Below are 26,994 nucleotides of genomic sequence, written 5' to 3'. Positions count from 1 at the left end.
GGAAACGAGACATCATGAGCCAAGCCCTCTACGAGAATTCTGAAAGCGAGCCGAACCTGGAGCGCCGCCGTCTCCTGGGCATTGCCCTTGCAGGCGTCGCGGGGGCGGTCCTGCCGGCAGCGTCGAGCGCGGCCGCCGCCGGCCCGTCCGAAAAGGTCGATGTCGACGGCATTGCCTACCTGACGGCCGGCGAGGCGCTCGCGAGATTCAAGGCCAAGACGCTATCGCCGGTCGAACTGTTGCGGGCGCAGATCAAACAGGTCGAAGCATGGGAGCCGACGCTCAAGGCAACGACGTACACCTATTTCGACGAGGCGCTGGAACAGGCACGGATTGCGGAGGGCAAGTACGCGCGCGGAGAACCGGTCCGCCCGCTGGAAGGCATCACGTGTTCCATCAAGGACTATCACTCCGTCAAGGGCAAGATCACCACCTACGGCTCGCGGCTCTACAAGGATTTCGTTCCGGACCAATCCGCCCCGACGGTGGAGCGCCTTCTCGCCGCCGGGGCGATCATGCATTGCCGCACGACGACACCGGAGTTCGCGCATTCAGGTGTGACGGCATCCCTGCTTTGGGGCGTCACGCACAACCCGTGGAACCCTACCTATACCCCCGGCGGCTCGACAGGCGGAGGCGGCGCGGCCCTGGCCGCCGGCTACACGACCTTGCAGGACGGCACGGATGGTGGCGGGTCCATTCGCATCCCGGCCGCGATGAACGGCGTGTTCGGCTACAAGCCGCCATGGGGACGCAACCCCGACGACCGCGAGCACCCGAATGAATGGCTGATCCACTATGGCGGACTGGCCCGCAGCGTCGTTGATTGTGGGCTGATGCAGAACGTCACGTCCGGCCAGCATCCGGCCGACATGTCGTCCCTGCGGGACAAGGTGGTCATCCCGCCGACCTTCGACGGCATCGCCGGCATGAGGATCGCGCTGTCGATGGACCTCGGCTATTTCGCGGTCGACCCCGAGGTCGAGAAGAACACGCGCAATGCCGTGTCGGTCCTGCGTTCGCTCGGCGCCGTGGTCGATGAAGTCGACATCGGCTGGACCAAGGAAATCGAAGAGACGTGGAACACCCGGTGGCAAGGCGTGTTCTACGCGCTGGCGGGCAGTCTTCTGACCAAGTCCCGCAACGACGTGGACCCGTATGTCATCAAGATCCTTGAAGAGGGCAAGAAGCACGACGTCACGAAGTTCTACAACCTCAATACCGTGCGGCAGAAGACGTACGCAGCGATGACGAAGATCTTCGAGACCCACGACGCGCTGATCTGCCCGACGACGGCAACGACGAAGATCGTCGCAGGGCGAAGCAGCGAAGAGCCGCTCACCATCAACGGTAAGTCGGTGAACCCGTTTATCGGCTGGTTCATGACGTATCCCTTTAACCTAGTCGGCACGCTCCCCGTGATGTCCGTGCCCACCGGTTTCGATGCTGAAACAAGCGTGCCCACCGGGATGCAGATTGTCGGTCCAGCCTATGACGACCTGAGGGTGTTCCGCATTGCGTCCGCGTTCGAAGGCGCGACGCACCCCTGGCAGCATCGGCGACCGAAACTGGCCGCCTAGCGTGGCTTGACACATGCGAGCCGCAGGAGGACCATTATGGCCCATGATGAGAGATGGACCTTAATGTCTCTCCCAGCGGCTCACGCATTTTCCACCGCCGACCGCGAAGCTCTGATGGGAAGCTTCGCGGCCGACCTCGAACGGGCGGGCGACCTCGAGTCCGCCCTGGATGCGTTGCATCAAACCCTGTCGGGCCTGGGTTTTTCCTCCTTCGCCTACGGCATGGCCAGCACGCCGAGAGCGCAAGACGGCAGCTTCGCGTCACCCATCGTGAAGACGCGAGCCTTTCCAAGTCGATGGGATCGGCACTGGAGCCACCTTTGCGACCCCTACTACCGGTTCTGCTTCACGACGACTTTGCCCCTCAGGTGGGTCGACGTGCAGGCCCACGAACGCCTGAGCGCTGGCGAGCGTGCGTGCGTGGACCACCTGAACGACAAGAACCTGCACTACGGCATCACCGTTCCGATGCACATGCCGAACGGGTCATTTGCGTTCGTCAGTGCGATTTCGGAAAGCGCGACCAGGTACGAGACCGGTTCTTCACCGACGATCGTCAATGCGCTTTTCGCTTTGTGTCATCAATTTCAGAACACCTCTCTGCGGAGATGGTTGTGGCACCAGGCCGCCGACACCAAGGCATGGCTCAGCACGCGTGAGAAGGAGTGCCTGTCCCTTGCCGCGCAAGGGAAGACCTCGGATGACATCGCCCTGATCCTCGGCTTGTCCTGCGAGACGGTACGTTCGCACATGAAGCGCGCGATCGTGCACCTCAATGCGTCGAACAGGCCGCATGCGATAGCTAAGGCGATCCAACTTCGGCTCATCGACATGCCATTCGCCTAGATTTTGCAAGTTGGGGCGTCACTAACCTGCCTTCGGTTCAGTAGCACGCAGCCATCAATCCAAGTGGTGGGTACTGCCGATCGATTGCCACTAGCTCATCCCGCATCTGTACGATGATCCAATCCCGGATCTCAGCAGCGATCGGGCGCATCGGCCGGTTGCGCGGCGGCAGGAATTCGCAGACGCGGCGCGTGGTGGTCAGCCGGTCGGAGGCTGGCACCAGCGCGCCGGTCAGCAGCCAGTGCGAGGTCACCGTCAGCCAGCCGAGCGCGATGCCCTGGCCGAGCAGGGCGGCCTGCATCACGACGGCATAGTCGGTGAAGCTCAGCGCCTTGGCTGCGCCGCGGCGCCCCGTGAGAAGCGATGCATAATCCGCAGCCCAGTCGCCCGGCGTCTCGGCGAGGCGGATGATGGTGTTGCCCTCAGTGGGATCGGTCTCGCCGAGATAGCCGGGGCTGCACATCGGCAGCATGACTTCCTTCATGATCAGCGTGCCGCCGGAGGACGGCTCCTCGCGGTCGCGGAAGCGCATGCCGAGATCGACGTTCTCCACCGGCCCGCGCAGCGCGCCGGAGATCAGCTGGAAGCGCAGATCGACCTTGGGAAATTGCTTCTGGAGCTTGTCGATCCGCGGCATCAGCCAATGCGTGGTGAAGGCGGAGGAGACCGACAGCGTCACCGTCTCGGTGCCCTTGCGCCGCCGCTCGATCTCGACGAGACCGCTCTCGATGCTGCGAAAGCCTTCGAGCACGCGGCGATAGAGCAGTTCGCCTTCCTCGGTGAGCACCGCGCGTCCCGCCTTGCGGTCGAACAGGCGAACGCCGAGATGCTCCTCGAACTGGCCCAGCATCCGGCTCACGGCAGGCTGCGTGACGTTCAGTTCGGCGGCCGCGGCCGTGAAGCTGCCGTTGCGCGCGGCTGCGTCGAAGACGAACAGGGCGTTACTGGACGGCAGCATGCGGCGAAGCTCTGGCATAACGTCATGTTATGAGCGCGGTGAGAATTTGGCAATTGCCGGATTTTGCCAAGTCTGGTGTCATTGGCACGACAGCCTAAAGACAGGGCTTGCGAGAGAAGATTAGGTGCGGTGCACCACTTCAATCGTGAAGGGTCAGAATCCCTGTCTATAAAGCAGGCTTATGGCGCGCAGTGAGGCACGCCGTTGCAGGGACAGGCGAGGTCGATCGTTGGACAAACGAGCGGAAAGCGTCGAGATCAGGTCCGCGAGCAAGGCGTATGGCCCCGTACGCGCCCTCGACGACGTGTCTCTCAATGTCGGCGCCGGTGAGTTCGTCTCGCTGCTCGGCCCGTCCGGTTCCGGCAAGACCACGCTGCTCGGCATCCTGGGCGGCTTCATCCTGCCCTCGAGCGGAACGATCCTGTTCGGCGGCCGCGACGTCACCTGGATGCCGCCGCACCAGCGCGACATCGGCGTGGTCTTCCAGAACTACGCGCTGTTCCCGCATATGAGCGTCGGCGAGAACGTCGCCTTTCCCCTGCGCGCGCGGCGCTTGCCGAAAGCGAGCTGGCCCGACAAGGTGCGCGCGGCGCTCGCGATGGTCGGCCTTGCCGGCTATGAAGAGCGCGGCATCGCGCAGCTCTCCGGCGGCCAGCGCCAGCGCGTGGCGCTGGCGCGCGCCATGATCTTCGAGCCGCGCCTGATCCTGATGGACGAGCCGCTCTCCGCGCTCGACAAGCAGCTTCGCGAATCCATGCAGATCGAGCTGCGCGCGCTGCATCGGCGCATCGGTGCCACCATCATCTATGTCACCCATGACCAGCGCGAGGCGCTGACCATGAGCGACCGTGTCGCCGTGATGCGGGACGGCAGGCTGATCCAGATCGACGAGCCCGCGCGCTTGCACGACCATCCCGCGGATTCCTTCGTCGCGAGCTTCATAGGCGAAGCGACGATGCTGCCGGTGCGCCGTGTCGATGCCTCCAGCGTCGCGCTCGGCAACGCGCTGCTGCGCAGCGCCCGCGCCATTCCCAACGGCGACGCGCTGATGCTCGCCGTGCACAGCGAAAAACTGTTGATCGACGACGGCGCGCAGGATGCCGCCTGCAACCGGCTGAGCGGCACGGTCACCGACATCGTCTATCAGGGCGAGAGCCTGCGCATCTTCCTGGCGCTCGAAGGCGGCATCGCGCTCAGCCTCCGCCAGCCGAGCTACCACCAGGCCTATAGCCGCATCCCGCCGCTCGGCGGCAGTCTCACCGTCACCCTTCACCCCGAGGACACCATCGTCGTGCCCAGGGTGGGGGACTGAACCAAAGCCTTGTTCAACCGAGAGAAGAAGCCAAAATGTCGTCAGCAGCCTCGTTCAGCAATTTCAAGGTTCTCACCTTTGATGTCGTCGGCACCTTGATCGATTTCGAGACCGGCGTGCTCTCGGCGGTGCGCAGGATCTCGGGCAAGTCGCCGGCCGAACTCAGCGACGACAAGATCTTCGAGTCCTACAAGCGCGGCCGCGACAAGCACTATGAGCGCTCGAGCGAGGTGATGTTCCACGTCTATCGCTATCTCGCCAAGGAGCTCGGACTGCCGGCTGACGATGCGTCCTGCGATGTGTTCCAGCTCGCCGTGCTGCGCTGGGGGCCGTTCTCCGATTCCGTCGAAGCACTCAAGCGCCTGCGCACCAAGTTCCGCCTGGTCGCAATGACCAACGCCGACCGCGTCGCGCTCTCCTGTTACGCGCACGCGCTCGGCGATCCCTTCGACGACACCGTCTGCGCCGACGACACCGGCGTGGCAAAACCCAATCCGGAGTTCTTCGCCTACAACAAGGGTCGCCAGTCGGCCTTCGGCTACAAGCAGTCCGATATCCTGCACGTCGCGCAGAGCCAGTATCACGACATCGGGATCGCGCGGAAACTCGGCTACAAGGTGTGCTGGATCGAGCGCCGCCAGGGCATCGGCGGGTTCGGCGGCACGCCGGCCGTGGAGACGCTGACCAAGCCGGACTTCCATTTCCCGACCTTGAAGGCGCTCGCCGACGCGGCGATCGGGCCGGCGGCGTAAGGCATGAGCGGCGGCGTGACACGGGACTGGAGCGCATTGCCATCGGCCAATTCGCTGTGGGAAGCCACGGCGCAGCCGGCGCGCGACTTCCCCGTGCTGTCGGGCGAGAGCCAAGCGGATGTGGTGATTATCGGCGCGGGCTATACCGGCCTGTCTGCTGCGCACCACATCGCCAAGAGCGGTTTGTCGCCGGTCGTGCTGGAGGCCAACCGCCCCGGCTGGGGCGCGAGCGGCCGCAATGGCGGCGTGATCACCGCAAAGTTCCGGCTGTCGTTTCGCGAGATCGACGCCGCGCACGGCCGCGCCATGGCGCAGCGCATGTACGGGATCGCGCATGAATCGACCGATATCGTCGAGGAGCTGGTGTCCGAGTTCGGCATCGCCAGCGCGGCGCTGACCCGCACCGGCCAGGTCAAGGCCGCGCACAACGAGACCACGCTGAAGGCCGCGATCGACGAAGCCAATTGGATGAAGCGCGAGATGGGCGATGCGGAGGTCCGCATCCTCGACAAGCGCGAAGTGCGCGACGAGACCGGCTCCGACATCTTCGTCGGCGGCGTGCTCAATCCCGGCTCCGGCGGAATTCATCCGCTGAACTATCTGCGCGGCCTCGCCGATGGCGTGGCGCGCCGCGGCGTGCCCATTTTCCAGGACTCGCCCGTCGTCAAGCTCAGGCGTGAGAATGGCGGCATCATTGCGGAGACGCCGCGAGGCGCAGTACGCGCAAAACAGGCGATCATCGCGACCAACAGTTATTCCGACCTCACCGGCGCGACTGCGAACATGCAGCGCACGCTGATCCCGTTCCGCAGCGCCCTCATTGCGACCGGACAACTGCCGCGCAACCTCGCCGGGCGCCTGATGCCGACGGGGCGCACCTACACCGAGACCAAGCGCATGATGCGCTGGTTCCGCATGGTCGACAACCGCGTGATTTTTGGCGGCCGCGGCGCGTTCGGCAAGCAGGACTCCCAAGCTGCCTTCGACGCCTTGCGCAAGGCGATGGTCGGGATCTTCCCGGATCTTGCCGAGGTGCCGCTCGCCTACAAATGGTCGGGCCTCGTCGGCATGACGCTGGACTCGGTGCCGCATATCGGCCGGCTCGACGAGCGCACGCTGTTCTCGATGGGTTACAACGGCGCCGGCGTTGCGATGTCGAGCCTGATGGGCCGCTATCTCGCAGCCTTCGTGCGCGGCGAGACGCCCGATGTCGGGCTGCTCGATGCGCGCCGGCTGAAGACCATTCCGTTCTATCCGCTACGCGAGCCCGCCGTGCGCATGGTCGCCGGCTGGTACCAGTTTCTCGATGCGATCGGTCAGTGAGATCTAGTTTGGTGACAGAGGAGGCGAGGATGACGACGAAACGCGACTTCAGATTTGGCTACGCTTTGTTGGGTGCTTCGCTCAGTGCGATCGGGCTTGCCGGCACCGCGGCCAACGCCGCCGAGCAGATCACCTTCGTCTCGCAAGGTGGCGCCTATCAGCAGGCGCAGACGGTGGCGATCCTCGATCCCGCCGCCAAGAAGCTCGGCATCACCATCAACCAGGATTCCATTCCCGACGCCTGGCCCGCGATCAAGACGCAGGTCGGCAGCGGCAAGCCGATCTGGGACGTCGTCGACACGCCGACCGGCAACTGCCTGCGCGGCGGCGAGCAGGGGCTGATCGAGAAGCTCGACTTCTCGAAGATTCCAAACGGCGCGGCGATGCCGGAGGCCTATCGCAGTCCCTATTCGGTCTCCTATGAGTTCTATTCCAGCGTGCTGTCCTACAGCCAGAAGACGTTCCCGAAGGATGCGCCGAATAGCTGGGCCGATTTCTGGAACGTCAAGAAATTTCCCGGCCGCCGCGCGCTGCGCAACCACCCGTTCGCAACGCTCGAGGCCGCGCTGATGGCCGACGGCGTCGCGCCCGACAAGCTCTATCCGCTCGATGTCGACCGCGCCTTCAAGAAGCTGGAGGAGATTAAGCCGCACATCACGGTGTGGTGGACCTCGGGTGCGCAGTCGGCGCAGTTGCTCAACGACGGCGAGGTCGACATGGAGATGGCCTGGAACGGCCGCGTCAGCGCGGTCGCGAAGGAAGGTGCGAAGGTGTCATTCACCTACAATCAGGGCATCCTGCAGAGCACCTCGCTTTGCATCCTCAAGGGCGCGCCGAATCTCGAGACGGCGGTGAAGTTCCTCAACGAGGCCGTCGATCCCGTGAACCAGGCCAATCTGCCGCTCAACATCGACTACGGCCCGGGCAATCCAAAAGCCTTCGACACCGGCGTGATCAAGCCGGAGCGCGCCGCGCAATTACCGAGCGAGCCCGCGAACGCGGCCAAGCAGGCGCTGATGTCCTACGCCTGGTGGTCCTCGCCGGCGGGCGAAGCCGCCGAGAAGCGTTGGGCATCCTTCATGCAGAAGTAAGCGAGGCAGCGTTGTCGACATCAGTGCTAGATCCATCGCAAAAGCATCAGCGCCGTGAGCACGGGCTGATGTTGGCATTGGCGTCGCCGGCGCTGCTCGTGATTCTTCTCCTGATCGTGCTGCCGGTCGGCTGGCTCGCCTGGCAGTCGATCTATCATGACGGCTTCACACTGGAGAATTATCGCCGCGTCTTCACCGAAGACATCTACTGGCGCAGCTTTGCGCTGACTTTCGAGATCAGCCTCGCGGTCACTGTGATCGCGCTGCTGCTCGGCTATCCCGTGGCCTACCTCGCCAACGCGCTGCCGAAAGGGTGGAGCATCCTCATCCTGTCGCTGGTCGTGCTGCCGTTCTGGACCAGCGTGCTGGTGCGCGCCTATGCCTGGCTGGCGCTGCTCCAGCGCACCGGCGTAATCAACCAGCTTTTGCGTTACCTCGAGGTGACAAGCGAGCCGCTCGCGCTCGTTCACAACACGTTCGGCACGGTGGTTGCGACGGTTCACATCCTGCTGCCGTTCATGGTGCTGCCGCTCTACGCCACCATGCAGAAGATCCCGGGCGATCTGATGCAGGCCGGCGCCAGCCTGGGTGCGAGTCCGTCGCTGACGTTCTTCCGCGTGTTCCTGCCGCTGTCGCTACCGGGCGTCCTCGCCGGCTGCACCATGGTGTTCGTGCTCTGCCTCGGCTTCTACATCACGCCGGAGCTGCTCGGCGGCGGCCGCACCGTGATGGTGTCGATGCTGGTGAGCCGCAATGTCGAGCTCTACAACCAGTTCGGGGCTGCGAGCGCCGTCGCCGTGGTGCTGCTCCTAAGCGTGCTCGCGATCTTCTTCGTCGTCAGCCGCTTCATTTCACTCGATCGCATATTGGGGCAGAAATGATGCGCGCCTCAGCCGCACGGATTGCCCTCTACGTGGTCAGCGCGCTGGTGCTGGTCTATCTGATCCTGCCGGTGCTGATCATCGCCCCGATCTCCTTCTCCAGCGCGCGCTTCCTGACCTTCCCGCCGCCGTCCTTCTCGCTGCGCTGGTACCAGCAATATTTCGCCAATTCGGCCTGGATGCAGGCGACGCGGGTGACGCTGACGGTCGCGCTGCTGACCGTCGTGATCGCAACACCGCTCGGCGTCTCCGCCGCCTATGCCATCAGCCAGTCGAAGCTGCGGATCATGCGCGTCATCCACATGGCGCTGCTGCTGCCGCTGGTGGTGCCGATCATCATCACCGCGGTCGGCATCTTCTTCGTCTATGCCAAGGTCGGCCTGGTCGCGACCTTGCCGGGCCTCGTGCTGGCCAATGTGATGCTCGGCCTGCCCTACGTGATCATTTCCGTGCTGGCCGGCCTGCAGAGCTTCGATCCCGCGCAGGAGATGGTGGCGCGGAGCCTCGGCATGAACCGCCTGCGCAGCTTCTTTGCGGTGACGCTGCCGCAGATCAAGTCCAGCGTGGTCGCCGGCGGCATCTTCGCCTTCATCTCGGCGATGGACGAGACCATCGTCGCGCTGTTCATCTCCGGCGGGCAATATCAGCCGCTGACCAAGCGCATGTTCACCGCGCTCCGCGACGAGATCGATCCGACCATTGCCGCGATCTCGACGCTGATGACGGCGGCTTCCTTCGTGCTGGTGCTGCTCGCAACTGGGCGACGCCGTAGGAATGCCTGATGTATCGCGAATATGGCATCAGAGCTAACGGATGGCGAAATGCCCGAAGCCAACGCTTCAGCAGCCTGTTGCTGGAGTAGGAATTACGCCATCACAAATTTGCGGCTGCGGGGCATCGGTATCGAGGGGCGTCCAGGTGCCGTACGTCCTGGCCGGTTTGCCGAGTCCAAAAGGATTGGACATCGCCAATCTGCACGTTTCGCTTGCAGGTTCGCAACCATCGAGTGGCCGTGCCGCCCATAAAAGTGCAACCTGCCGCCAGATCTCCTCTTGCGAAAATTCCGCCGAATCTAGGATCGCGAGGAAGATCGTCGCCATATCGGAAGCCAGCGAAGTAGCTTGAGGATAGCCGAAGCATCACTCGATGCCAGGAAGCGCAGCGTTTCTGGTGCTGTGGCCAACAGCTATGAAGTGAAACCATTGATTCGCTGGTGGGCCCGGCAGGACTCGAACCTGCAACCAGACCGTTATGAGCGGCCGGCTCTAACCATTGAGCTACAGGCCCCGCCGCGAGACAGCTCGCGGAAACGCGCGGCCGGCAACGGTGCGCGGTTCGTTTACAGGGATGGGGGCGGGGGTGCAATGCTGGCTCTGGCGGATGGGAACGCTGGCGCGGTACCATGAGTCAATTTTGAATAACCGAAATAGGCAATGATGCCTCTATACCTTTGTTTTGCCCGACGAAGCAAACCGACTTGCGAAGGACCTGCTTTTCAGGGCCGTTAACCCATTGAAATTGCTAGACTTGTCTACTGTGCATGGGGTTGTTTTGCCGTTTTTGATGAGAGGGGGCCTTCCGTGGTCCCCTCCGATGTCTCGCCGGCGAACCGCAGGCTCGCGGCTAAGCCCGGCTTTAGTCCACCGACACCCCCGCGAACTCCACCACCTTGCGCCACTTCTCGGTCTCGTCTGTGACCAGCTTGCCGAACTCGGCCGATGTCATCGGCTTGGGGAGGCCGCCGACTTCAGTGAGGCGCGCCACCAGCTTCGGGTCCTTCAGCGCCTCGCCGACGGCCTTGTTGAGGGTCTCGATCACTTCGGGCGGCGTGCCCTTCGGCGCGGAGATGCCGTAGAAGCCGACCGATTCGAAGCCGGGCACGGTCTCGGCGATCGCGGGCACGTCGGGCACGCTCGGCCAGCGCTGCGGCGAGGTCACGCCCAGCGCGCGGACATTGCCGCCCTTGGCCTGCTCCAGCGCGGAGGGCAGGTTGTCGAAGATCAGCTGCACCTTGTTGGAGATGATGTCGGGGAAGGCGATCGCCGAGCCGCGATAGGGCACGTGCACCATGTCGCACTTCGTCATCACCTTGAACAGCTCGGCCGACATGTGCACCGAGGTGCCGTTGCCGGACGAGGCAAAGGAGATCTTGCCGGGATTGGCCTTGCAGTAGTCGACGAACTCCTGAACCGTCTTCGCGGGGAACGCGTTGGAGACGACCAGCATGTTGGTGAGCTGCATGATGCTCGCCACCGGCACGGTGTCGCGCAAGAAGTCGAACGGCAGCTTCTTGTAGAGCGAGGTCGAGATCGCGTTGTTGGGCGCGACGAACAGCAGCGTGTAGCCGTCGGGCGGCGAGTTGATCGCGGCGGCGGCAGCGATGTTGCCGCCGGACCCCGTGCGGTTCTCGACGATGAATTGTTGGCCGAGACGGTCCGACAGCCACTGCGCCATGATCCGCGCGACGATGTCGACCGGGCCGCCGGCGGCAAATCCAATCAGCCAGTGCACGGGTCGGTCGGGATAGGCGGCGGAGGCGGGAGGCGTTGCGCTGAAAAGACCTAAAAGGACTGTTAGCCCGAAAAAACCGTTACGCAAAATTCGCAACATGACGCCTCCCATTGTTCTATTGTCGTTGGGGATATGCTTTCACAAAATCCGCTCCCTGCCTACATCGCCGCAAGTCGGTGTTGACGCAGGTCCGTCAGGGATGACCATGAGATTCGCGATCCTCACCCTTCTCGGCGCGGCGCTGCTCGCAAGCCCCGTTGCTGCTCAAACCGGAGGCACGGCAATTCCGACCACGACGATCAGTCCTATGATCAGCCTTGGCACCGCGACGCCCGGCGGCGGCTTTCCGCTCTATGGCAACGCTTTTGCCGAGGTGATGAACGCGGCCGATCCGCAAATCTCCATCGCGCCCCGCAACATCAAGGGCAGCAACGAGAACATTCCGCTGCTCGAGAAGGGTGAGCTCGATCTCGCGCTGGTCGCGGGCGAGCCGGCCTATGAGGCCTTCGCCGGCATCGGCCGTGCGCCGGTCCGGCTGAAGATTCTCACGGCGATCTATTCCAACCCCGGCATGTTCGTGGTGCGCGCGGACAGTCCCTACAGGACGATCCGCGATCTCGTCGGCCAGCCGGTCGCGTTCGGCGCCAAGGGCTCGGGCCTGCCGATCCTGGCTCGCTATGTGCTGGATGGGCTCGGCCTGAAGCAGGACGAGGACTTCAAGGCCATCTATCTCGACCGCGCTGGCGACGGCCCCGCGATGGTCGAGGACGGCCGCGTCGCCGCGCTGTGGGGCGCCGGCATCGGCTGGCCCGGCTTTGCCGCGGTCGCATCGAGCGCGTCAGGCGCGCGCTTCATCGCGCCTGATGCCGAGGAGATCGCGCGCATCCGCGCCAAGCATTCCTTCCTGAAGCCACTGACGGTGCCGGCGGGTAGTTATCCAAAGCAGGACGCGCCGATCGCCTCCCTCGGCTCCTGGAGCTTCGTGCTGACGCGCGAGGATCTGCCTGACGATGTCGCCTATCGCCTGGCAAAGACGCTGCACGGCAATGAGGCGACTTTCTGCAAGAAGCTCGCGCAGGCCTGCGAGACCACAGCGTCGAACACGGTTGCCGCGGCGCCGAGGCCGGAGCTTATCCATCCCGGCGTGATGAAGTATTTTCGCGAGATCGGCGTGGTGAAATAAGCGAATGGCGAGTGGTGAGTAGCGAATGGAGTTGGTCCATTCGCCACTCCCTATTCGCCACTCGCCAAACTCACTTCTTCACCATCGCACACGCCTGGTCCGGCGGACCGAACGCCTTGTCGCCCGAGATCGTCGTGAGGATCTTGTAATAGTCCCACGGATATTTGCTCTCCTCCGGCGTCTTCACCTGCACCAGCCAGAGATCGTGCACCATCAGATTGTCCTCCCGCAGCGTGCCGTTGCGGGAGAAGAAATCCTCGATCGGCTTCTCGCGCATCTTGGCGGCGACCTTGAGCGGATCGTCGGTGCCGGCTTCCTTGATGGCGTTGAGATAGTGCATCACGGATGAATAGACGCCGGCCTGCCACATCGACGGCATCTTGTTCATCTTGGCGAAATAGCGCTTCGACCATTCGCGGGTCTTGTCGTCCATGTCCCAATAGAACGACGTGGTCAGCAGCAGACCTTGCGCTGCCTGCAGGCCGAGGCCGTGGATGTCGGTGATCAGCGCCAGCAGCGCCGCCATCTGCTGGCCGCCCTTGAACACGCCGAACTCCGAGCCGGTCTTGATCTCGTTCATGTTGTTGGGCGGGCCGGCCGCGATGCCGATGATCTTGGCCTTGGAGGCCTGCGCCTGCAGCACGAAGGAGGAGAGATCCGGCGTTGCCAGCGGCGGCCGCACCGAGCCCAGCACCTTGCCGCCATTGGCGGTGACGACCGCGGACGCATCGCGCTCCAGCGAATGGCCGAAGGCGTAATCGTCGGTGATGAAGAACCAGCTGTCGCCGCCGCGCTTGACCACGGCGTCCGCGGTGCCGACCGCGAGCGCGCGGGTGTCGAACACCCACTGGATCGCGTAAGGCGAGCAGAACTTGCCGTGGAAATCGGCGGTGCCGGTGGAGTGGGTGATGAACAGCCGCTTCTTCTCGTTGGCGACGTTCTGCACCGCGAGCCCGACCGCGGAGACCGGTACGTCGACGATCAGATCGACCTGGTCGACGTCGTACCAGCGCCGCGCGATGGTGCCGCCGATATCGGCCTTGAGCTGGTGGTCGCCGATCACGATGCTGATCGGCTTGCCGAGCACGGTGCCGCCGAAATCGTCGATCGCCATCTGCGCCGCCGTCACCGAGCCCTGGCCGGTCGGCGCGGAGGCCGGGCCGTTCATGTCGGTGAGCACGCCGATCTTGACGACGTTGTCGGAAACCTGCGCCGATGCCGCACCGGACAGCAGCGCCGCCGTCAAGGCGGCCGCGACCGGCAGTCCAAATCTGATTGGATTCACGCTTGTCCTCCCCTGATCCGGCACGTTGGCCGGTGTTGCCCCGGGTATGCCCGGCTGAATTGGTTTCTTTTGCAACTATTTTGGGGCGGGCGTCAATGTCAGGCTGCGAAGCGGATCCGCCCTGCGGGTGAGGGATCGTAGCCGGTCAGCTCCTCGGCGCGCTGGCGCAGCCGCCGCTCGTTCAGGAATCCGATCAAGGCCTGCATGGCGGGGCGGAAATAGCTGCGCTGCCGCATCGCGAGGTCAAAATTCTCCCAGACCAGCGGCACGAAATCGAGGCCGGCCGAACGCGCGGCGGCGCGCGTCGCGATGCCGCAATCGGCCTGGCCGGCGCGGACTAGTTCCGCAAGATCCGGTCCGGTCAGGGCCGGCGTCTCGACCCGGCGCAAATCCCGCGTCGAGGCGCCTGCGCGCTTCAGGAGCACGTCGAGCAGCATCTGCGCGCCCGTGCCCTGTTGCCGCATCGCCATCCGGGCGCCGAGCGCGAGCACGTCGGTCAGGCCGTGCAGATGCTTGGGATTGCCCTGCGGCAGCACGAGACCCTGTTCGCGGCGCACGAATGCGACCAGCACCGCATCATGCAAATCCGGAGCGGCCCGCAGCGCTTCGACACTGGCATCCGCAGCGAGATCATCGGAAGCATCCAGGCCGTGGAAGTGTATCGCCGCCGCCATGACCTCGTTGCGCTGCAAGCGCTCGAGCCCGCGCACGCTGCCCTCGCTCATCGATCCCAGGCCCGAGCCGGATTCGCGTAAGGCCCAATCCAGCAGCTCGTCCTGGCTGCCGCCCACGACCGGCGGCGGCTCCGCGATCAGCATGCCGGCCGGACGCGCGAGGCCCGAGAGCACCCAAAGATCGAGTTCGTGGCGTGGGAAGAGCCACTTCCCGGTCACCTTGGTGCAGGGGATCGCGCCTGTGGTGACGAGTTCGTAGAGCTTGCGTTCGCCGAGCCGAAGATAGTCGGCGGCTTCGCTGGTCGTCAGGAATTCCATCCTGCATTCCTATGCAAATTCTTGCTTCTTTTTGACGTCTAACGCAGGTGGAATTCTGCATTTCAATTCGTGTCCGCCGGAACCATGCCTGATCATCTCGCTGCTTTGCAACACATCCGCGCGCGCGTCGTTTGCTTTGGTGAATGATCCTCAATCGCTCGGCGCGTTGCCGAAATTTCCCGGGTGACGTGCGCAAAAGGCAAACGCGTCACGAGTGCGGCGCAATCGATCATCATCATGATCGGGTCGTAGCCAAGGGAACCCCCGATCATGGGCCGCCGCCTGTCCGTTGCATTAGCGCTTGTCTGCGGCCTCATCGCGAGCGCTGCGGCGTCATCTGCGGAGGACCGCGCCATCGTCCTGGCTACGACCACGTCGACGCAGGAGTCCGGCCTGCTCGACTATCTGCTTCCGATCTTCCGCGACAAGACCGGCGTCGACGTGACGGTGATCGCGCGGCGCGCCGACGAGGTGCTCGACGGGCCGCGAAGGGGCGAGGCCGACGTCGTGCTGATGCATGCGCGACCGCAGGAGGAGAAATTCGTCGCCGACGGGTTTGGCGTGAAGCGTTTTGACGTGATGTACAACGACTATGTGTTGATCGGGCCGAAGAACGATCCCGCCGGCGTCAAGGGCAAGGATATCGCGACGGCGCTGAAGGCGATCGAGGCCAAGGGTGCGCCGTTTGTGACGCGCGGCGATCGGTCGGGCACGCATGCTGCGGAGCTGGCGCTCTGGATCGTCGCCGGCATCGACATCGCCGGGGCCAAGGGCGCCTGGTATCGCGAGGCCGGGCAGGGCATGGCCTCGGCGCTCGACGCCGCGCGCGCTGCCAATGCTTATGTGCTGTCGGATCGCGGCAGCTGGATCGGCTTCAAGGATCGCGGCGATCTCGATATCGTCGTCGAAGGCGACCGGCGGCTGCTCAATCAGTATGGCGTGATGCTGGTGAACCCCGAGAAGTTTCCGAACGTGAAGAAGGATCTCGCGCAGACCTTCATTGATTGGCTGACCTCGCCGGAGGGGCAGACGGCGATCGCAGGCTACAAGGTCGACGGACAGCAGCTGTTCTTCCCCAATGCGGACCGGTCGGGCGGTTGACGTCGGCATCGCCGGTGGTTGCCAAACCGGGCGATGCATGGTCCACCATGGCGCATGACCCAGCGCCTGCCGCCATCGCTGACGCCGCTCGACACCGCGCTCGCCGCGTTGCTGAGCGGGCTTGAGCCGCTTGCACCGGTGGAGTTGCCGCTGAGCGAAGCGGCCGGCTGCATCGCGGCGGGCACGCCGCTGCTTGCGGCCCATCCGCATCACGACATCGCCGCCGCGGATGGCTGGGCGCTCTGCGCCAACGATCTCGTCGGCGCGTCCTCTTATTCGCCGCTGCCTTTGACCCAACCGCCCGCGTGGGTCGAGGCCGGTGATGCGATGCCCGCCGGCTGCGACTGTGTGCTCGATGCCGACGCGGTCGATGCATCGGGGCCGCTCGTGCAGGTGCTGGCGGAGGGCGTGCCGGGGCAGGGCGTCAGGCGTGGCGGCAGCGATATCGCGAAGCGCACGCCGGCCGGCGCCGAGGGCCAACCGGTCGTCGCAGCCGATCTGCTGCTCGCACGCATTGCCGGTTTGGACAAGCTCGGCGTGCGTCGGCCCCGGGTGCGCATTGTCAACGTGCCGGGTGCAACGGCAACGATGCATATGATCGCCGGGATCGCGCGCGCTGCGGGACTGGATGTGAAGACGTATGAGACCGGCGCGCGCGATGCGGCGTCGATTGCCGATGCGCTCGATACGTCCTCCTGCGATCTGATCCTGACGCTCGGCGGCAGCGGCGTTGGCCGCGGCGATGCGGCCGTCGCCGCGCTGGCTCAGCGTGGTCATGTGATCGCCCACGGTCTTGCGCTTCAGCCTGGGCGTACCGCCGCGGTCGCGAAGCTCGGAAAGGTTCCCGTCGTCGCCTTGCCGGGCTCGCCGGATCATGCGTTGGCAGCGTGGCTCGCGCTCGTGCTTCCACTCGTCGACCGACTATCGGCGCGCCGGCCGCGCCGGCAGGTGAGCCTGCCGCTTGCGCGAAAAATCGCGTCCAGCGTCGGCATCGCCGAGATCGCTTTGCTGGCCCGGGAACATCGCGCGTGGATGCCGCTTGCCGTGGGCGAATGGCCGCTCCAGGCTATTGCCGGTGCGGACTCATGGCTGCTCATTCCCGCCACGGACGAGGGATTTGCGGCGGGCGTGCCGGTCGATGCCTATCTGATGCGGGAATGATATGGATTTTGACATGTCGATGAACCCGCAATCGCAAATCCGCAGCGCGCTCGAACAAGAGCAGTTCCTCAAGATACTCTCGCGCGAGGAGGCCCTGGCGCGCTTCCAGGCCGCGTTGTTCCCGCGCGCCGTTCCGAGCGAAAAGCGCAAGCTCGGCGATGCGCTCGGCGTGGCGCTCGCTGAAGACATCACTGCGCCGATCGACGTGCCCCCGTTCGATCGCTCCAACGTCGACGGTTTTGCCGTGCGCTCGGCCGACCTAGCGGCGGCTGGCGAAGGCGCTCCTCGGCGCCTCACGCCGAACGGCGAGACCATCCACTGCGGCACCGCGCCAAGGATGCAAGTGGCGGCGGGAACCGCAACGCCGATCGCCACCGGCGGTCCGTTGCCGCGTGGCGCCGACGCGGTCGTCATGGTCGAGCACACCCAGCCGGTTGGATCCGATGCAATCGACGTCCGCCGCGCCGTCTCGCCGGGACAATTCGTGTCGTACGCCGGTTCCGACATTGCGCGCGGCGAGGCGCTGCTGCGTGCCGGCACGATCATCGGCTCGCGCGAGATCGGCATGCTCGCGGCTTGCGGCATTGCAGAGGTGCTCGTCGCGCGCAAGCCGCGGGTTGCCGTGGTCTCGACCGGTGACGAGCTGGTCCAGCCCGGCGAGATGCTCGCGCCCGCCGCGATCTACGATACCAACGGCGCGATCGTCGCGGCTGCGATCGATGAGAATGGCGGCGAGGCGATCTTCCTCGGCGCCATTCCGGACGATGAGACGAAACTCGAATCCGCCATGCGCCGCGCGCTCGCCGAGTCCGACATGCTGGTCCTGTCGGGCGGCACCTCGAAAGGCGCGGGCGACTTGTCGCATCGCATCATCGGCCGGCTCGGCCAGCCCGGCATCATCGCGCATGGCGTTGCGCTCAAGCCTGGCAAGCCGTTGTGCCTTGCGGTGTGCGACGGCAAGCCGGTGGTGATCCTGCCGGGCTTTCCGACCTCGGCGATGTTTACCTTCCACGACATGATCGTGCCGGTGCTGCGCAAGCTGGCCGGCTTGCCGCCGCGCTCGGATGCCAAGGTGAACGCGACCGTGCCGGTGCGCATTGCGTCCGAGCTCGGCCGTACCGAATTCGTCATGGTGTCGCTGGTCGAGGGCAGGGACGGCCTGATCGCCTACCCCTCCGGCAAGGGTTCTGGTGCAATCACGTCCTTCGCTCAGGCCGATGGTTTCCTGCGCATCGACGCGCTCGCCGACCAGATGCAGGCCGGGACCGAAGCCGAGGTGACGCTGTTCACGCCGCATGTGCGCGTGCCCGATCTCGTCATCGTCGGCAGCCACTGCACCGGCCTCGATCTCGTCACCGCACAGCTCGCGCATGCCGGCCTGACAGTGCGCTCGATCGCGGTCGGCAGCCTCGGCGGACTCGCGGCCGCAAGGCGCGGCGAATGTGATTTCGCGCCGATCCATCTGTTCGATGACAAGAGCGAGACGTACAATTCGCCCTATCTCGTCGAGGGCCTCGAGCTCGTGCCGGGCTGGCGGCGGATGCAGGGCATCGTCTTCCGCAAGGACGACAGGCGTTTTGAGGGCCTCGGTGCGAAGGAGGCCGTCGCCGCTGCTCTCGCTGATCCCGCCTGCATCATGGTCAACCGCAACCAGGGCGCCGGCACGCGCATCCTGATCGACCGGCTGCTCGGTGGCGCGCGGCCGGAAGGCTACTGGAACCAGCCGCGGTCGCACAATGCGGTCGCGGCAGCTGTTGCGCAGCACCGTGCCGACTGGGGCATGACCATTGCGCCGGTCGCCCAAGCGGCCGGCCTCGGTTTCATTCCGTTCGCGGAAGAGCATTATGACTTCGCGCTGGTCACGGCGCGCAAAGACCGGCCGGCGGTGCAGGCGTTTCTCGACGCGCTTGGCTCGAACGAGGCCCGCGCCGCGCTGGAGCGCGTCGGATTCCGGCCTGCGTAGCGGCGGTGCAGAAGACCTCGCGCATCAAATATCCGGCTGAAGGAGCGGATGATACCGGCTGGATCTGCAGCTACGATGCCTGGTCGGTGCTGCTGGCGGCTTGATCGGACTGACTGCGTTTGCGCTCCCGTTCCTCGGCGAGCGAACGCTGGGCGGCGGCCGGCAACGGTTTCGGGTCCGGCGGGACTTCGACGGTGTCAGGCTTGCTCAGCTGCTTTGTGCGATCGATTACGTCCGAAACATCGAACGCGATATCGACAACATCGAAAATGACTTCCAAGAGAGAGTCGGCCATGGCTCATCCGGGGCAACGTCCCAATCATTGGTCGTTCGCTTCTTAGGTCCGGTTCATAGCCAGGAGCTCAAGGCCATGAACAGGCAATGCCTCAGGATGCATCATCCAGCGCTGCCAGTCGTTCCGCCTCGGCGATATCCTCGACCGTATTGGCGTTGAAGAACGGATCTAGCGGCTCGGTTGGCCACGTCACCGTTGCGAGTGGATAGCGCACGGTCCAGCGGTCGATCTTGCGGAGGTCCTCGACGACCAGCGCGTGCCTGAGCTCGTCGCGCAAGCCGACGCGCCACAGGCCGATCACGGGATGCGACTGCTCGCCTGATGCCGCGACCGCGAGCTGGGCGTTCTCTTGGCTCCGCGCTTCATGCAGGCGCGCAACCAGATCGCGCGGCAGGAACGGGCAGTCGCCGGCGGCGCTGAGCACCCATTCGATGCCCGGCCGGTTCGCCGCAGTCCAGTCGAGCGCGGCGAGGATGCCGGCGAGCGGACCGGGAAAGCCGGGCACGTCGTCGGCGACGACTTGCAGGCCGAACGCGGCGAAACGCGCGGGATCGCCGTTCGCGTTGAGGATCAGTCCGCTGCACTGGGGCGAAAGGCGCGCGATCACGCGCGCCAGGATGGTGCGGCCGCCGATGGTGCGCATCGGCTTGTCGCCACCGCCCATGCGCCGCGCCAGGCCGCCGGCGAGCAGCACGCCTTGCGTCGGCAGAATGTCAGTCGTCACCAGCTTCACCCTTGCGCTTGTGCTTCGCCGACTCTTCCTCGACGTAAGCGAGGTCCTGGTCGTAGACGATGCGTTCCTCGCCCGCGAGCGCGATGAAGCGCTTGCCGCGGGTGCGTCCAACCAGCGTCAGCCCGACCTGTCTTGCGAGATCGACGCCCCAGGCGGTGAAGCCGGAGCGCGACACCAGGATCGGAATGCCCATGCGGACCGTCTTGATCACCATCTCCGAGGTGAGCCGCCCCGTGGTGTAGAGGATCTTGTCGGAGGCGTCGACGCCGTGGCGGTACATCCAGCCCGCGATCTTGTCGACGGCGTTGTGGCGGCCGACGTCTTCGGTGTAACAGAGCGGAGTACCCTCCCTGCACAGCACGCAGCCATGGATCGCGCCGGCCTCGAGATAGAGCGAGGGCATGGTGTTGATGGTCTGCGTCATCTGGTAAAGCCAGGAGGTGCGCAGCTCGGCCTTCGGCAGTGCGACGCTTTCGACCGCCTCGAGCAGATCGCCGAAGGCGGTGCCCTGCGCACAGCCCGAGGTCTGCGTGCGCTTCTTCAGCTTGGCCTCGAAATTGGTGTGGTGCGTGGTGCGCACCACGACCACCTGGAGGTCGTCGTCGTATTCGACCTCCGTGACCACGTCATTATATTTCAGCATGTTCTGGTTCAGCAGGTAGCCGAGCGCCAGATATTCGGGGTAATCGCCGATCGTCATCATGGTGACGATCTCCTGGGAATTCAGGTAGAGCGTCAGCGGCCGCTCCATCGGCACCTTGATCTCGACCCTGGCGCCGGTCTGGTCGGTCCCGGTCACGCTCTGGGTCAGGCGCGGGTCGGCCGTGTCAGGGACGATCAGGGGCACGGGGGCTTTGTCGATCTTCATCATGGCGGCGAGGTTAGCATGACATTCGGGTCAAGCCGATATAAGCATGCTGACGGAAAACGAAATGCCTCCGTTCGTCATTGCGAGGAGCGGAGCGACGAAGCAATGCAGAGTGCCACCGTGGAAGCAGTCTGGATTGCCTCGCTGCGCTCGCAATGACGGGGAGGGATAGCGGTTCCACCAAAACCAAGTCGCTCGCGGACACGGAGCTGGAATGAAAATCATCGGCCTTGCAGGCTGGAGCGGTGCGGGCAAGACCACGCTGTTGACGCGGCTGATCCCGCATTTCAACGCGCAAGGGCTGCGCGTCTCGGTCATCAAGCATGCGCATCACCAGTTCGACGTCGATGTGCCCGGCAAGGATTCCTGGCGCCATCGCGAAGCCGGCGCGGCCGAGGTGCTGGTTGCGTCGTCAAACCGCTGGGCCCTGATGCACGAATTGCGCGGGGCGGCGGAGCCGCGGCTGCCAGAGCTCCTAAGCAAGCTTTCCGCGGTCGATCTCGTCGTGGTCGAGGGCTTCAAGCGTGAGCCGCATCGCAAGATCGAGGTGCATCGCGCGGCGAACGGCAAGCCGTTGCTGTTTCCCGACGATCCGGGGATTGCCGGGATCGCGGCCGACACCGCCATTGACACCAAGCTGCCGACTGTCCATCTCGACGATATCGCGGCAGCCGCATCATTGATGCTGCGCGCGGCGATGCCGGTCGAGGAAGCGGTCGCTAGAAGCGCTGCGATGCGCTGACGAGGCACCATGGCGCAACTGTCGGACGATTGCTTTGCCTTCGGCGGCCCGATGATGTCGGTCGACGAGGCCGTCGGCCTGATCACGACGCGCGTCAACGCGATCGCCGATCTGGAGACGGTGGCGCTCATCGATGCAGACGGGCGCGTGCTGGCGCGCGATGTCGCAGCGCCCTTGCCGCTGCCGCCCTTCACCAACTCGGCCGTCGACGGCTATGCCGTGCGCAACGGCGACATTCCTGAAAGCGCGGAGCGGGCGTTCCCGCTCGATGGCCGCATCCAGGCCGGCGGCCTCGCACAGGCGCCGATCAAGCCCGGCCACACCGCGCGCATTTTCACGGGCGCGCCGATGCCGCCGGATGCAGAAACCGTCTTCATGCAGGAGGACGTTCGCATCGACGATGACGGCAAGATCGTGCTGCCGCCGGGGCTGAAGCCCGGCGCCAATGTCCGCCCCGCGGGCGAGGACATCCCGAAGGGGCACATTGCGCTGCGCGCCGGCCAGCGCTTGCGGCCGCAGCATGTCGCGCTCGCCGCCGCGTTCGGTCTTGTCAGTCTCGACGTCATCAGGCGCATTCGCGTTGCGGTGTTCTCGACCGGCGACGAGTTGGCCTCGCCCGGCGAGCCGCGCGCGGCCTCGCAATTGTTCGATTCCAACCGCTTCATGCTGATGGCGATGCTGCGCCGGCTCGGCTGCGAGGTCAGTGATCTCGGCATCTTGCGCGACGAGCGGACCTCGCTCGCGAATGGCTTGAAGCAGGTGGCCGGTGATCATGACCTGATCCTCACCACCGGCGGCGTCTCGACCGGCGAGGAGGACCACGTCAAGGCGGCGGTCGAGAGCATCGGCTCGCTGGTGTTGTGGCGGATGGCGATCAAGCCTGGCCGTCCCGTGGCAATGGGTATCATCGACGGCACGCCGCTGATCGGATTGCCCGGCAATCCCGTCGCGAGCTTCGTCACCTTCGTCCATGTGGTGCGACCGACAGTGCTGGCGCTCGCCGGTGGCCTGCCGGAGCCGCTTCTGCCGATCCCCCTGCGGGCGGCTTTCGCCTACAAGAAGAAGGCGGGCCGGCGCGAATATGTTCGCGTCTCCTTGCGGCGGGCGCAGGACGGCACGCTGGAGGCGGTGAAGTTCCCGCGCGAAGGGGCCGGGCTGTTGTCCTCGCTGGTCGAGACCGACGGTCTCGTCGAGCTCGGTGAGAGCGTCACGGGCGTCGAGCCAGGACAAAACGTAGGCTTTTTGTCCTACGCCGATCTGCTCTAGCGGCCTTGCGTTGACGCCATCGATCGGTCCCGCCATGTTGCGCCCATGACCAGAATGACGCTCGATCTCACCGGACTGAAATGTCCGCTGCCCGCCCTGAAGACGCGCAAGGCGTTGAAGCCGTTACAGCCGGGCGATCAGCTCGAGGTCCACTGCACCGATCCCTTGTCGGTGATTGACATTCCGAACCTGATCCGCGAGACCGGCGACAAGGTCGAGATCACCGAGCGCAACGAGGCGCGCATCGTGTTCCTGGTCGAAAAGAGCGACGCCCCGTAGAAAGGCGAATATTCACGGCGGCGACGTTTGACTATGTTGCCTGCGCGGGACCCGGCCGGAACTTCGTTGCAATGCGAAAGGCGCCGATTGGTGCCGTGGATGAGCTCAAACCCAAGACTCTCAAGCCCAAGACCCTCAATCCCCCTCAAACCCAAGACTCTCGAAGACGTCGGGCATGACTTTCTCAACATCGCGGGCAGGCGCTGCCGCAGGTCCCGCGGCGGGCCGCGAGCCTGCCGTCAAGCCCGGCAAGACGGCTGCAGGGCCGGAGTTCGGCGCGCTGGCGCAGGCCTCGATCCTGATCGTCGACGACGAGCCGGGCATGCGCAATTTCCTGGTGCGTACGCTTGCGCCGCGCTGCAAGCTGGTGGACGAAGCGGCCGATACCGACCAGGCCTCGCGCAAGCTCGATTCCAACCGCTACGACGTCGTCATTCTCGACAACATCATGCCAGGCAAGAACGGCGTCGATTGGCTCGCCGAGCAGCGCGCCGTCGGCTTTTTCGCCGACGCCATCCTGATCACCGCTTATGCCGACCTCGACACCGCGATCCAGGCCCTGCGCGCCGGTGCAGCCGATTTCGTGCTCAAGCCGTTCCGCTCCAACCAGATCCTCAACGCGGTGGCACGATGCCTCGACCGTGTCCGCCTCCAGCGCGAGAACTATGTCCTGCGCTATGCCCTGCGTGCCTCGTCCGACCGCACCTTTCTGCGCGACAATCTGATCGGACAATCGGCCGCGACGTTGCGCGTGCGTGAGACCATCGCGCGCGTCGCACGCCTGCCGACCTCGGTTCTCCTCACCGGCGCATCCGGCACCGGCAAGGAAGTGGCAGCACGCTCGATCCACTCGTTGTCCGACCGCGCCGACAAGCCCTTCGTGCCCGTGAATTGCGCGGCGATCCCGCCCGAGATGATCGAGGCGGAGCTGTTCGGGCACATCAAAGGCGCCTTCACCGGCGCCGATTCGGGGCGTGAGGGCTTGTTCCTGTATGCGCATGGCGGCACGCTGTTCCTCGACGAGATCGGTGAGCTGCCGCTGCCGATGCAGAGCAAGCTGCTCCGCGTGCTCGAAGACCGCCGCGTCCGTCCGGTTGGCTCCGAGCGTGAAGTTCCGGTCGACCTGCGCTTCATCTTCGCAACCAATGCCGAGCTTCAGAAAGAGGTCGAGAAGGGCCGTTTCCGAGCCGATCTGTTCTACCGGCTCAACGTGATGCAGATCCACCTGCCTCTCCTGAAGGATCGTGGCGACGACGTGCAGGAGCTTGCCGCCATCTTCATGAGCAAGCTGTCGACTCAGCTCGGCATGCCGCCGGTGCCGATCGACGCCTCGGTGCGGGCGGCGCTCGCAAGCTATGACTGGCCGGGCAATGTGCGCGAGCTGCGCAATTTGATCGAGCGCACGCTGATCCTCGGCGCCTTCCCCGACGATTTCGCCGGTCCCCGCAACGACGGTCAGTCGGCGCCTGCCGACAGTCTCGCCGAGCTCGAGCGACGTCACATCCTCGGCGTGCTGAAGGAGGTCAATGGCAATCGCGAGGAGGCGGCTCGGCGTCTCGGTATCTCGCGCAAGACCATCGACCGCAAATGCGCGTTATGGGATGTCTGATGGTGCCGGCCGCAGCAGTGAGCTCGTGCGGGGACGCTCCGTCCGTTTCCGGCTGCTCGCGATCGCTCTGCTGCCGATGCTGGTCATCCTGCCGCTCCTGCTCGGCGTTGCAATCTATCGCTGGAACGCGAAATTCGACGCGGCCCTGATCTCCAAGGTGAATGGCGATCTCACCATCGCCCATCAATATCTCGCCCGCATCCTGGAAAAGACCGGCGTCCAGATCCGGGCGCTCGGCCTGTCGGCGCGCTTCCAGGAGGTGCTGGCGCCGGATGCGCGCGGCTCGCTGCAGGACCTGCTCGACGAGACCCGCAAGGAGATCGGTCTCGATTTCCTGTACCTGACCAACGATCGCGGCGACATTCTGGCCTCATCGCCCCCGCTGCAGCATCAACCGAGAGGCGACTGGCCGATCATCATGTCGGCGCTGTCGGGTCAGGTCCCTGCGACCGGCGTCGATATTTTCGGCAATGACGAGCTGGCCGCAATTTCGCCGGCCCTGGCCGAGCGCGCGCGATTGGATCTCGTGCCGACCCCGAATGCGGTGCCGACCGACCGCAGCACGGAGACGCGCGGCATGGTCGTGCACGCGGCGAGCCGGGCGATGCTGCCTGACGGGGGTGCCGCTGCGCTGGTCGGCGGCACGCTGCTCAATCAGAATCTCGAATTCATCGACACGATCAACGATCTCGTCTACCGCGCGGCGAGCCTGCCGGAGGGCAGCCAGGGCACCGCGACGCTGTTCCTGGACGACGTGCGGATATCGACCAACGTCCGTCTGTTCGAGGGACGGCGCGCGCTCGGCACGCGCGTGTCGGCGGCGGTGCGCTCGGCCGTGCTGGGCGAGGGGCACACCTGGCTCGACAGCGCTTTCGTGGTCAATGACTGGTACATCTCCGCCTACGAGCCGCTGGTCGACAGTTATGGCAAGCGGGTCGGCATGCTCTATGTCGGCTTTCTGGAGAAGCCGTTCAGCGAAGCCAAATACCAGACGTTGGTGATCATCATCGCAGCGTTCATCGCGATCACCGCCGCGACCGTACCGATCTTCCTGCGCTGGGCGACCTCCATCTTCATGCCGCTGGAGCGCGTCACGGCGACGATCGGCGAGGTGGAGCGCGGGAACCTCTCCGCCCGCACCAAGATGCCGGTGTTGGGTGACGAGATCGGCCGCGTCGCGGTTCATCTCGACAGCCTGCTCGACCAGATCCAGGAACGCGACCGACAGCTCCGGGAGTGGAATGAGGAACTGAACGTCCGCGTGCTGGAGCGCACCCGGGACCTCGAGCACGCCAATCTCAAGCTCGAGGCAACCACCAAGCAACTCATCATGTCCGAGAAGCTGGCTGCGATCGGCGAGATCACCGCCGGCGTTGCGCACGAAATCAACAATCCGATCGCCGTGATGCAGGGCAATCTCGACGTCATCCGCAGCGTGTTCGGGGCCGATGCCGACAAGGCGAAGGTCGAGTTTCGCCTGCTCGACGAGCAGATTCACCGCATCAGCCAGATCGTGACCAAGCTGTTGCAGTTTGCAAGGCCGGAGGAATATGCCGGCTATGTCGAGCGCCATGCGCCGACAAGCGTCATCTCCGATTGCTTGCCGCTGGTGCAGCATCTTCTGAACAAGACCGAGATCGCCGTGGTCAGGCACGACCGCGCCAGCCGGCTCGTGCTGATGAACCGGAACGAGCTGCAGCAGGTCCTGGTCAATCTCATCGTCAACGCGATCCACGCCATGCCGGACGGCGGAACCCTGACGCTCCGCTCCTTCGATGCCGAGCGCGACGGCCATCAAGGCGTCGCCATCGAGGTCACTGATACCGGCATCGGCATGAGCGCAGACGTGATCGAAAAGATTTTCGACCCCTTCTACACCACGAAACGGCGGCAAGGCACCGGACTGGGCCTCTCCATCAGCCAGACGCTGATCAAGCGCCAGGGCGGACAGATCACGGCCGAAAGCCACCTCGGTTCCGGGAGCACCTTCACGATGTGGCTGCCCGAAGCGACCTGATTGGACATTTTGTCCTTGGATTCAGGACATTCTGTCCGGCGCGGCACGTTGCGCTGCGGGAAGTCGTTGAATCGTCACGATGCGACTTCTGGCACGCGCGTTGCTCTTCTCAAGACAGGGTGTTGAGGGGGACGAGGGCGCGATAGCCGTCACGGCAACGCTGCTTGCGAGGCGAAGGGACATCGCCCGCGATCAGTTGCTTGCTCGGCGCACAAGACGGATGCGCACCAGACGATTCCACTTCGG

General features: G+C 64.8%; 24 protein-coding genes and 1 tRNA gene. 17 read left to right on the top strand and 8 right to left on the bottom strand.

What is annotated here, in order from left to right; translation table 11 throughout:
- The first annotated feature begins 14 nt into the window (after positions 1 to 14).
- Positions 15 to 1,580: an amidase gene (locus GA0061098_RS10635; RefSeq protein ID WP_129590831.1), complete on the top strand. Its 1,566-nt coding sequence runs from the start codon at positions 15 to 17 to the stop codon at positions 1,578 to 1,580.
- Between the two features lie 36 nt (positions 1,581 to 1,616).
- Positions 1,617 to 2,426, top strand: a complete 810-nt coding sequence (locus GA0061098_RS10630; RefSeq protein WP_091956277.1) for a helix-turn-helix transcriptional regulator — start codon at positions 1,617 to 1,619, stop codon at positions 2,424 to 2,426.
- A gap of 37 nt (positions 2,427 to 2,463) precedes the next feature.
- On the opposite strand, the gene GA0061098_RS10625 is transcribed toward GA0061098_RS10630, so the two are convergent.
- Positions 2,464 to 3,402 (bottom strand): LysR family transcriptional regulator, encoded by a 939-nt coding sequence (locus tag GA0061098_RS10625; protein WP_091956276.1) that lies wholly within the window; start codon positions 3,400 to 3,402, stop codon positions 2,464 to 2,466.
- Between the two features lie 211 nt (positions 3,403 to 3,613).
- Between GA0061098_RS10625 and GA0061098_RS10620 the strand changes: the two genes are divergently transcribed.
- The 6 genes from GA0061098_RS10620 (at position 3,614) to GA0061098_RS10595 (ending at position 9,525) form a co-directional block, all read left to right on the top strand.
- On the top strand, positions 3,614 to 4,696 hold the full coding sequence (locus GA0061098_RS10620) for an ABC transporter ATP-binding protein (RefSeq protein ID WP_165637282.1): 1,083 nt from the start codon (positions 3,614 to 3,616) through the stop codon (positions 4,694 to 4,696).
- A gap of 35 nt (positions 4,697 to 4,731) precedes the next feature.
- Positions 4,732 to 5,448, top strand: a complete 717-nt coding sequence (locus GA0061098_RS10615) for an HAD family hydrolase (protein WP_091956274.1) — start codon at positions 4,732 to 4,734, stop codon at positions 5,446 to 5,448.
- Between the two features lie 3 nt (positions 5,449 to 5,451).
- Positions 5,452 to 6,771, top strand: a complete 1,320-nt coding sequence (locus GA0061098_RS10610; protein ID WP_091956273.1) for an NAD(P)/FAD-dependent oxidoreductase — start codon at positions 5,452 to 5,454, stop codon at positions 6,769 to 6,771.
- A gap of 29 nt (positions 6,772 to 6,800) precedes the next feature.
- The gene (locus GA0061098_RS10605) at positions 6,801 to 7,862 is read left to right on the top strand and encodes an ABC transporter substrate-binding protein (protein ID WP_091956272.1); all 1,062 of its coding nucleotides are present in this window, start codon (positions 6,801 to 6,803) and stop codon (positions 7,860 to 7,862) included.
- 68 nt (positions 7,863 to 7,930) lie between these two features.
- Entirely contained in the window at positions 7,931 to 8,743 is an 813-nt protein-coding gene (locus tag GA0061098_RS10600) for an ABC transporter permease (RefSeq protein ID WP_165637281.1), read from the top strand.
- Complete coding sequence (locus GA0061098_RS10595; RefSeq protein ID WP_091956270.1) at positions 8,740 to 9,525, top strand: ABC transporter permease; 786 nt, start codon at positions 8,740 to 8,742, stop codon at positions 9,523 to 9,525. The genes GA0061098_RS10600 and GA0061098_RS10595 overlap by 4 nt, the downstream gene beginning before the upstream one ends.
- Before the next feature lie 429 nt (positions 9,526 to 9,954).
- Here GA0061098_RS10595 and GA0061098_RS10590 read toward each other — a convergent pair.
- Both GA0061098_RS10590 and GA0061098_RS10585 read right to left on the bottom strand, forming a co-directional pair.
- A tRNA-Ile gene (locus tag GA0061098_RS10590) sits at positions 9,955 to 10,030 on the bottom strand.
- 348 nt (positions 10,031 to 10,378) lie between these two features.
- Positions 10,379 to 11,353, bottom strand: a complete 975-nt coding sequence (locus GA0061098_RS10585) for a Bug family tripartite tricarboxylate transporter substrate binding protein (protein ID WP_091956364.1) — start codon at positions 11,351 to 11,353, stop codon at positions 10,379 to 10,381.
- 106 nt (positions 11,354 to 11,459) lie between these two features.
- On the opposite strand from GA0061098_RS10585, the gene GA0061098_RS10580 reads away from it, so the two are divergent.
- On the top strand, positions 11,460 to 12,437 hold the full coding sequence (locus GA0061098_RS10580) for a TAXI family TRAP transporter solute-binding subunit (protein ID WP_091956363.1): 978 nt from the start codon (positions 11,460 to 11,462) through the stop codon (positions 12,435 to 12,437).
- Between the two features lie 70 nt (positions 12,438 to 12,507).
- Here GA0061098_RS10580 and GA0061098_RS10575 read toward each other — a convergent pair whose 3' ends face one another.
- Complete coding sequence (locus tag GA0061098_RS10575) at positions 12,508 to 13,722, bottom strand: ABC transporter substrate-binding protein (protein ID WP_091956269.1); 1,215 nt, start codon at positions 13,720 to 13,722, stop codon at positions 12,508 to 12,510.
- A 98-nt stretch (positions 13,723 to 13,820) separates the two neighbouring features.
- On the bottom strand, positions 13,821 to 14,714 hold the full coding sequence (locus GA0061098_RS10570; RefSeq protein WP_091956268.1) for a substrate-binding domain-containing protein: 894 nt from the start codon (positions 14,712 to 14,714) through the stop codon (positions 13,821 to 13,823).
- Between the two features lie 270 nt (positions 14,715 to 14,984).
- Here GA0061098_RS10570 and GA0061098_RS10565 point away from each other — a divergent pair, with 270 nt between their 5' ends.
- The 3 genes from GA0061098_RS10565 to GA0061098_RS10555 are packed head-to-tail and all read left to right on the top strand — an operon-like array spanning position 14,985 to position 18,939.
- Positions 14,985 to 15,815 carry an ABC transporter substrate-binding protein gene (locus GA0061098_RS10565; protein ID WP_091956267.1) on the top strand — a complete coding sequence of 277 codons (831 nt, stop codon included), beginning with the start codon at positions 14,985 to 14,987 and terminating at the stop codon, positions 15,813 to 15,815.
- 54 nt (positions 15,816 to 15,869) lie between these two features.
- Complete coding sequence (locus GA0061098_RS10560; protein ID WP_091956266.1) at positions 15,870 to 16,976, top strand: molybdopterin-binding protein; 1,107 nt, start codon at positions 15,870 to 15,872, stop codon at positions 16,974 to 16,976.
- A 13-nt stretch (positions 16,977 to 16,989) separates the two neighbouring features.
- The gene (locus GA0061098_RS10555; protein WP_165637280.1) at positions 16,990 to 18,939 is read left to right on the top strand and encodes a molybdopterin biosynthesis protein; all 1,950 of its coding nucleotides are present in this window, start codon (positions 16,990 to 16,992) and stop codon (positions 18,937 to 18,939) included.
- A gap of 70 nt (positions 18,940 to 19,009) precedes the next feature.
- On the opposite strand, the gene GA0061098_RS10550 is transcribed toward GA0061098_RS10555, so the two are convergent.
- From GA0061098_RS10550 to GA0061098_RS10540, 3 genes are all read right to left on the bottom strand, one after another.
- Positions 19,010 to 19,234, bottom strand: coding sequence for a hypothetical protein (locus GA0061098_RS10550; protein ID WP_091956264.1), 225 nt, complete (start codon positions 19,232 to 19,234; stop codon positions 19,010 to 19,012).
- Positions 19,235 to 19,325: 91 nt separating this feature from the next.
- Positions 19,326 to 19,967 carry a molybdenum cofactor guanylyltransferase MobA gene (gene mobA / locus GA0061098_RS10545; RefSeq protein WP_091956263.1) on the bottom strand — a complete coding sequence of 214 codons (642 nt, stop codon included), beginning with the start codon at positions 19,965 to 19,967 and terminating at the stop codon, positions 19,326 to 19,328.
- Positions 19,948 to 20,838 carry a formate dehydrogenase accessory sulfurtransferase FdhD gene (locus GA0061098_RS10540; RefSeq protein ID WP_091956262.1) on the bottom strand — a complete coding sequence of 297 codons (891 nt, stop codon included), beginning with the start codon at positions 20,836 to 20,838 and terminating at the stop codon, positions 19,948 to 19,950. Before GA0061098_RS10540 ends, mobA begins: the two co-directional genes overlap by 20 nt.
- A 211-nt stretch (positions 20,839 to 21,049) precedes the next feature.
- Here GA0061098_RS10540 and mobB point away from each other — a divergent pair, with 211 nt between their 5' ends.
- The 5 genes from mobB (at position 21,050) to GA0061098_RS10515 (ending at position 26,748) form a co-directional block, all read left to right on the top strand.
- The gene (gene mobB, locus GA0061098_RS10535; protein ID WP_091956261.1) at positions 21,050 to 21,577 is read left to right on the top strand and encodes a molybdopterin-guanine dinucleotide biosynthesis protein B; all 528 of its coding nucleotides are present in this window, start codon (positions 21,050 to 21,052) and stop codon (positions 21,575 to 21,577) included.
- Positions 21,578 to 21,586: 9 nt separating this feature from the next.
- A complete protein-coding gene (locus tag GA0061098_RS10530) occupies positions 21,587 to 22,843 on the top strand; it encodes a molybdopterin molybdotransferase MoeA (RefSeq protein WP_091956260.1) in 1,257 nt (418 codons plus the stop codon).
- Positions 22,844 to 22,888: 45 nt separating this feature from the next.
- Positions 22,889 to 23,122 (top strand): sulfurtransferase TusA family protein, encoded by a 234-nt coding sequence (locus tag GA0061098_RS10525; RefSeq protein ID WP_091956259.1) that lies wholly within the window; start codon positions 22,889 to 22,891, stop codon positions 23,120 to 23,122.
- Between the two features lie 175 nt (positions 23,123 to 23,297).
- The gene (locus GA0061098_RS10520; protein WP_091956258.1) at positions 23,298 to 24,731 is read left to right on the top strand and encodes a sigma-54-dependent transcriptional regulator; all 1,434 of its coding nucleotides are present in this window, start codon (positions 23,298 to 23,300) and stop codon (positions 24,729 to 24,731) included.
- Complete coding sequence (locus GA0061098_RS10515; protein ID WP_091956257.1) at positions 24,724 to 26,748, top strand: sensor histidine kinase; 2,025 nt, start codon at positions 24,724 to 24,726, stop codon at positions 26,746 to 26,748. The genes GA0061098_RS10520 and GA0061098_RS10515 overlap by 8 nt, the downstream gene beginning before the upstream one ends.
- The last annotated feature ends 246 nt before the right edge of the window (positions 26,749 to 26,994 follow it).

Origin of the sequence: Bradyrhizobium shewense (assembly GCF_900094605.1) — a bacterium.
GTDB lineage: Bacteria > Pseudomonadota > Alphaproteobacteria > Rhizobiales > Xanthobacteraceae > Bradyrhizobium > Bradyrhizobium shewense.
Note: the sequence above shows the minus strand (reverse complement) of the source record. Positions and strands in the feature narration are given on the sequence as shown.

Coding starts and splice junctions, on each gene's coding strand:
- GA0061098_RS10635 (WP_129590831.1), top strand. CDS start 15: ATGAGCCAAGCCCTCTACGAGAATTCTGAAAGCGAGCCGAACCTGGAG.
- GA0061098_RS10630 (WP_091956277.1), top strand. CDS start 1,617: ATGGCCCATGATGAGAGATGGACCTTAATGTCTCTCCCAGCGGCTCAC.
- GA0061098_RS10625 (WP_091956276.1), bottom strand. CDS start 3,402: ATGCCAGAGCTTCGCCGCATGCTGCCGTCCAGTAACGCCCTGTTCGTC.
- GA0061098_RS10615 (WP_091956274.1), top strand. CDS start 4,732: ATGTCGTCAGCAGCCTCGTTCAGCAATTTCAAGGTTCTCACCTTTGAT.
- GA0061098_RS10610 (WP_091956273.1), top strand. CDS start 5,452: ATGAGCGGCGGCGTGACACGGGACTGGAGCGCATTGCCATCGGCCAAT.
- GA0061098_RS10605 (WP_091956272.1), top strand. CDS start 6,801: ATGACGACGAAACGCGACTTCAGATTTGGCTACGCTTTGTTGGGTGCT.
- GA0061098_RS10600 (WP_165637281.1), top strand. CDS start 7,931: ATGTTGGCATTGGCGTCGCCGGCGCTGCTCGTGATTCTTCTCCTGATC.
- GA0061098_RS10595 (WP_091956270.1), top strand. CDS start 8,740: ATGATGCGCGCCTCAGCCGCACGGATTGCCCTCTACGTGGTCAGCGCG.
- GA0061098_RS10585 (WP_091956364.1), bottom strand. CDS start 11,353: ATGTTGCGAATTTTGCGTAACGGTTTTTTCGGGCTAACAGTCCTTTTA.
- GA0061098_RS10580 (WP_091956363.1), top strand. CDS start 11,460: ATGAGATTCGCGATCCTCACCCTTCTCGGCGCGGCGCTGCTCGCAAGC.
- GA0061098_RS10570 (WP_091956268.1), bottom strand. CDS start 14,714: ATGGAATTCCTGACGACCAGCGAAGCCGCCGACTATCTTCGGCTCGGC.
- GA0061098_RS10565 (WP_091956267.1), top strand. CDS start 14,985: ATGGGCCGCCGCCTGTCCGTTGCATTAGCGCTTGTCTGCGGCCTCATC.
- GA0061098_RS10560 (WP_091956266.1), top strand. CDS start 15,870: ATGACCCAGCGCCTGCCGCCATCGCTGACGCCGCTCGACACCGCGCTC.
- GA0061098_RS10555 (WP_165637280.1), top strand. CDS start 16,990: ATGTCGATGAACCCGCAATCGCAAATCCGCAGCGCGCTCGAACAAGAG.
- GA0061098_RS10550 (WP_091956264.1), bottom strand. CDS start 19,234: ATGGCCGACTCTCTCTTGGAAGTCATTTTCGATGTTGTCGATATCGCG.
- GA0061098_RS10540 (WP_091956262.1), bottom strand. CDS start 20,838: ATGATGAAGATCGACAAAGCCCCCGTGCCCCTGATCGTCCCTGACACG.
- mobB (WP_091956261.1), top strand. CDS start 21,050: ATGAAAATCATCGGCCTTGCAGGCTGGAGCGGTGCGGGCAAGACCACG.
- GA0061098_RS10530 (WP_091956260.1), top strand. CDS start 21,587: ATGGCGCAACTGTCGGACGATTGCTTTGCCTTCGGCGGCCCGATGATG.
- GA0061098_RS10525 (WP_091956259.1), top strand. CDS start 22,889: ATGACCAGAATGACGCTCGATCTCACCGGACTGAAATGTCCGCTGCCC.
- GA0061098_RS10520 (WP_091956258.1), top strand. CDS start 23,298: ATGACTTTCTCAACATCGCGGGCAGGCGCTGCCGCAGGTCCCGCGGCG.
- GA0061098_RS10515 (WP_091956257.1), top strand. CDS start 24,724: ATGTCTGATGGTGCCGGCCGCAGCAGTGAGCTCGTGCGGGGACGCTCC.